The 5,577-nt window shown below is 54.3% G+C and carries 3 protein-coding genes; 1 reads left to right on the top strand and 2 read right to left on the bottom strand.

Annotated features, from left to right (window positions below; all coding sequences use genetic code 11):
• Positions 1–23: 23 nt before the first annotated feature.
• Both ACEW8P_RS09375 and uvrA read right to left on the bottom strand, forming a co-directional pair.
• Positions 24–263, bottom strand: coding sequence for a UPF0175 family protein (locus tag ACEW8P_RS09375; protein ID WP_373512823.1), 240 nt, complete (start codon positions 261–263; stop codon positions 24–26).
• Between the two features lie 91 nt (positions 264–354).
• A complete protein-coding gene (gene uvrA, locus ACEW8P_RS09370; RefSeq protein WP_373512822.1) occupies positions 355–3,204 on the bottom strand; it encodes an excinuclease ABC subunit UvrA in 2,850 nt (949 codons plus the stop codon).
• 202 nt (positions 3,205–3,406) lie between these two features.
• Between uvrA and ACEW8P_RS09365 the strand changes: the two genes are divergently transcribed.
• On the top strand, positions 3,407–5,577 hold a 2,171-nt coding region (locus ACEW8P_RS09365; RefSeq protein ID WP_373512821.1), incomplete at its 3' end, for a SusC/RagA family TonB-linked outer membrane protein.

Genomic DNA, 5,577 nt, shown 5'->3' with positions numbered 1-5,577 from the left:
GACGTGTCGCTGACAACTACCATCTAACGGTGAATTCCGAGGTTACTCAGTTCTTCCAGGAAGTCTTCTTCCGAGTAGTGAATTTCAATGCCTCTGCTACCTAATGCCTGCTGAAACTCAACGTGGTTCAGATTGGCCAGTTCCCGGGCCTTACCGCCGCCCAGCCGCTTTTTCTCGTAGAGGTAGCAGGCAAGATCCGTCAAAAGCTCAGGACCCGTTCGTTGAACTTTAAGTAAAGTATCGTCCGAAATAATTATTGCCATTTTTCAGGGAGTTTGATTGGAATACAAGCTACTGAAAATCCTTCTATATGCCAAGTCTCGTTCCAGAAAGCCGCTTTCATGGGCAATTCACCTACTTGGACAGGCTCCCCAACTCCGCCTTCAAAAACTTCCCCGTATAGCTACCCTTCGCCTTGGCGACTTTCTCGGGCGTTCCCTGCGCCACGATTTCGCCGCCGAGTCCGCCGCCTTCGGGACCAAGATCCACAACGTAGTCGGCTACTTTGATGACGTCCATGTTGTGTTCGATGATCAGGACGGTGTTGCCCTTTTCTACGAGCTTTTGCAGTACGGCCAGCAGGTGGCGGATATCCTGGAAGTGCAGGCCTGTGGTAGGTTCGTCGAGGATGTACAAGGTTTTGCCCGTGTCGCGCTTGGAGAGCTCTTCGGAAAGCTTCACGCGCTGCGCCTCGCCGCCCGAGAGCGTGGTAGCGTGTTGGCCCAGGGTGATGTAGCCAAGACCCACATCATTGAGTGTCTGTACTTTGCGCAGGATGCGGGGCTGGTTCTCAAAGAAATTCAGCGCGGCTTCTACCGTCATGTCCAGAATATCGGAGATGGATTTTCCTTTAAAGCGCACTTCCAGCGTTTCGCGGTTGAAGCGCTTGCCCTTGCAGGTCTCGCAATTGATATAGACATCGGGCAGGAAATCCATTTCGATTTTCTTGCGGCCCGCTCCTTCGCAGTCGTTGCAGCGGCCCGTTTTTACGTTGAAGCTGAACCGTCCCGGCTTGTAGCCCCGGATTTTGGATTCGGGTAGTTCGGAGTACAGGGCGCGGATGTCGGTGAATAAGTTGGTATAGGTCGCTGGGTTGGAGCGCGGCGTGCGGCCAATCGGCGATTGATCGACCTCGATGACCTTGTCCAGATGTTCCAGTCCTTCGATGGATTTATGTTCCAGCGGCTCGCGGCGGGAGCGATAAAAATGCTGATTCAGCAACGGAAACAGCGTTTCGTGGATGAGCGACGACTTTCCGCTACCGCTGACGCCTGTAACGCATATCATGGTACCCAGCGGAATTTTAAGCGTCACGTTTTTGAGGTTGTGGCCCGTGGCGCCTTTCAACACCAGTTTCTTGCCGTTGCCCTTGCGGCGTTTCGCGGGTACCTCGATGCTTTCGCGGCCGTCGAGGTAAGCGGCGGTGGTCGAGCCGTTTTTTAAGAATTCGTCCGGGGTACCTTGTCCGACGATGTGGCCGCCGTGGCGTCCCGCGCCGGGGCCGATGTCCACGATGTAGTCCGAAGCCAGCATCATGTCCTTGTCGTGTTCTACCACAAGTACCGTATTCCCCAAGTCGCGCAGGTTTTTTAGCGAGCCGATCAGCCGCTCGTTGTCGCGCTGGTGCAGGCCGATGCTGGGCTCGTCCATGATGTAAAGTACCCCCGTGAGTTGGGTGCCGATCTGCGTCGCCAGCCGAATGCGCTGCGCCTCGCCGCCAGACAGCGTCCGCAGTGAACGGTTGAGCGTCAGGTAATCCAGTCCGACATCCAGCAAAAAGCCGACGCGCTTGCGGATTTCTTTAAGTACTTCATGACCGATGACTTTCTGGCGGTCTTCCAGACGGTCTTCCAGGTTGACGAGCCAGTCGCCTAACTCGCGGATATCCATCTCGGCCAGTTCGGCAATATTTTTCTTGTCAATAATAAAATGCAAAGATTCCTGCCGCAGCCGCAGCCCGTTGCATTCGGGGCAAGCCCGGATGACCATGAAATCTTTGAGCCAATCCTGAATCTTATCGGAGCCGTTTTCCTGCTGTCGCTTCAGGAAATTGATAATTCCGTCGAACTTCGTGTCCCACTTGGTGCCGGGGTACTTTTTTGAAGGCACGGGTACGGGTTCGTCGCTGCCGTAAAGTACCAGTTCGATGGCCTCGGGCGGGAATTTTTCCAGCGGGGTACTTAGATTAACCTTATAAGGTTTCAAAAGTACCTGCAACTGTTTAAAAATCCAGGCTTCGCGGTACTCGCCCATCGGCGCAATGCCGCCCCGACTGATACTCAGCGAGCGATCAGGCATGATGGAGTCCTCGGTGATTTCCTCCACTTTACCCAATCCCTGGCAGTTGGGACACCAGCCGTAGGGCGAGTTGAACGAGAACGAGTTGGGCGCGGGGTCATCGTAGCTGATACCCGCCTCGGGGTCCATCAGGTTTTGGGAAAAATACTGCGCCTCGCCCTGCCCGTCCATCACCATCATCGCGCCCTTGCCCTGTTTCAGAGCCGTGGCTACCGACTGGCTCAGGCGGTAGCGGTCGTCGGCCTCGGGAACCAGTCGATCCACCACAATCTCGATGTCGTGTACTTTGTAGCGGTCAAGCTGCATCTTTGGAACGATGTCCTGCACCTCGCCATCCACCCTTACTTTGGTGTAGCCCAGGCGGGCAATTTGCACGAACAATTCGCGGTAGTGTCCTTTACGGCCCTTTACTACGGGAGCCAAAAGGGTAGTTTTCTGTCCTTCAAACTGGCTGAGAAGCTGGTCGATAATCTGATCCTGCGACTGCTTCACCATGCGTCGGCCCGTCACGTAGCTGAACGCCTCACCCGCGCGGGCGTAGAGCAGGCGCAGGAAGTCGTAAATCTCGGTCACGGTGCCAACCGTCGAGCGCGGATTGCGGGAAGTAGTTTTCTGCTCGATGCTGATGACGGGCGACAGGCCGCTGATCTTGTCCACATCGGGCCGCTCCATTTCGCCGATGAAGCCTCGGGCGTAAGACGAAAAGCTCTCCATGTAGCGCCGCTGCCCCTCGGCGTAGATCGTATCGAAGGCCAGTGATGACTTGCCGCTGCCGCTGATGCCCGTCACCACTACCAACTGGTTGCGCGGAATGGATACGTCGATATTTTTGAGATTATGCTCGCGGGCACCTTGTACGTCTATGTGGTCGTAGCCCGTCAGATCTTTAATGGGTTGGGGTTTCAAAAGCGGAGAAATTGGGTGGTTAGGTTATTCGGGTACTAACCGGAATACAAGACGTTAGGTTCGGTAAATCGCGATTTTACTGCGAGCGTACAGAACCCGTTTTTTTGTAAAAAATAAATGATATACCAATCGAATCTTACAAGGTACATTTACCTACTTTTACGAAATTTTTACCCTATCAACCAATTATCAACTCTTTCTTATGGAAAAGAATCTACGAGTAACGGTTCAGTGGACTGTGTGTATTTTCTTGCTGTTGAGTAGCTTATTGACTCAGGCGCAAGATCGTCGCGTTTCGGGGAAAATAACTTCGACCACTGACAACACCGCCCTGCCCGGAGCAAACGTGCAGGTGAAAGGAACTACCGTGGGAACCGTGACCGACGCTGATGGAAACTTTGCGGTTAACGTGAGCGGAAACAATGCGGTGCTGGTCATTTCTTCCATTGGTTTTGTGAAGAAAGAAATTACGGTAGGTAACCAAAGTACCATCAACCTCAGTCTGGACGAAGACACTAAGAGCCTGAGCGAAGTAGTGGTGACGGGTTACGGCACGCAGTCGAAACGCGACATTACAGGCGCGGTGGCTACGGTCGATACCAAGCAACTGCTCTCGGTACCTGCTACCAACCTGGCGCAGGCCATGCAGGGTCGCGTAGCGGGCGTCAACGTTGGCAACGACAACTCACCCGGTGGTGGCGTTATGGTACGTATAAGAGGATTCGGTACCATCAACGACAACTCGCCGCTCTACGTCATCGACGGCACTCCGACCAAAGAAAACCTGAATACGCTGAATTTGAATGACATCGAGTCGATGCAGGTTTTGAAAGATGCCTCGGCAGCTTCGATTTATGGATCTCGCGCGGCTAACGGGGTAGTTATCATTACTACCAAGAAGGGCAAAGCTGGTAAGCCTGTATTCTCCTACGACGCTTACTACGGCCAACAAAAAGCGTGGCGTACGCTGGATCTGCTGAACACACAGCAGTACGCTGATCTCCTGTGGGAATCGCGGATCAATGGACAGAACACAAGTAAACTGGTGGACGGTGCCTACCCGGCTGGTACGTCGCTGGCTTACCCCAATATCACGATTTTTGGCAATGGAGCCACGCCCGTTATCCCCTTTTATTCCAATCCGGCGGGCAAAAAGGAAGGGGAAGTAGATGAGACCAAATACGACTTCAACGCCCGCAACCTGATTAGCCGCGCCAACCAGCAGGGAACGGATTGGCAGGATGCCATTTTCCGGTCGGCCCCAATGCAGAACCACCAAATCGGGGTTTCGGGCGCTACAGAGTCGGCGCGTTACGCCATGTCGGCTAACATCTTCGACCAGCAGGGCATCATGAAGTACACCTACTTTAAAAGGTATTCTCTGAGGGCTAATACTGAATTCAACGTGACCAAGCGCTTCCGCGTCGGCGAAAACCTGCAAGTAGGCTACGGAGAGCGCGTGGGCCAAACGGGTGGCAACCAAAATGAGAGCAACCCGATTTCGTTCGCGTATCGTATCCCCCCTATTGTTCCTCGTTATGACGTAAACGGCTACTTCGGCGGTGGCGTGGGGACGGGCCTGGACAACTCCCGGAATCCTGAAGCCGAGCTTTTCCGTAATAAAGACAATAAGGAGAAAGAGCTGCGCTTATTTGGCAATGCCTACGCCGAGGTGGACATTCTGAAAGACTTGACCGCTAAAACGCAATTCGGGGTGGACTACAACACCTTCAACGTGCGCCGCTACCGCGCCAACGACCCTGAGTCGCCCGAAATGACGGGTACCAACACCCTGCGTAACGACAACAACTTCGGTTTTACCTGGACCTGGTACAATACTCTGACGTATAATAAAACCCTCGGCGACAATCACCGCATTAACCTGCTGCTGGGTACGGAGTCGATCCGTAGCTATTCCGAGTTTGTGTTTGGCGAGCGGTCGGGCTTTGCCGTGGACGAATTGCCCAACCGCTATCTGAATGCGGGCCGCACGGTGGTGAGCAATGGCGGCGGCGGCGAGGAGTGGAAACTGGCCTCGGAGTTTGCCCGTGCCAACTACGCCTTCGACGACCGCTACCTGGTTGATTTCACGCTGCGCCGCGACCGTTCTTCGCGTTTTGCTCCCGCCTTCCGCACGGCTTACTTCCCGTCGGTGAGCGCGGGCTGGGTACTTTCGCAGGAATCGTTCATGAAAGGTACTTCCTCCTGGCTCAGTTTTGCCAAGCTGCGCATCGGTTACGGACAGACGGGTAACCAGGAAATCGGCAACTACAACGCCTTCTCGACCTACCTATCCAATCCTGAAACCTCGTTTTATGACCTGACGGGGGCCAACACCGCCTCACAGCAAGGCTACGAGTTGGGCCAATTCGG

The organism is Persicitalea sp., from assembly GCF_041751555.1.
Taxonomy (GTDB): domain Bacteria; phylum Bacteroidota; class Bacteroidia; order Cytophagales; family Spirosomataceae; genus Persicitalea.
Note: the sequence above shows the minus strand (reverse complement) of the source record. Positions and strands in the feature narration are given on the sequence as shown.

Excerpts from the sequence above, each read along its gene's own strand:
- ACEW8P_RS09375 (WP_373512823.1), bottom strand. The coding sequence starts at position 263 with ATGGCAATAATTATTTCGGACGATACTTTACTTAAAGTTCAACGAACG.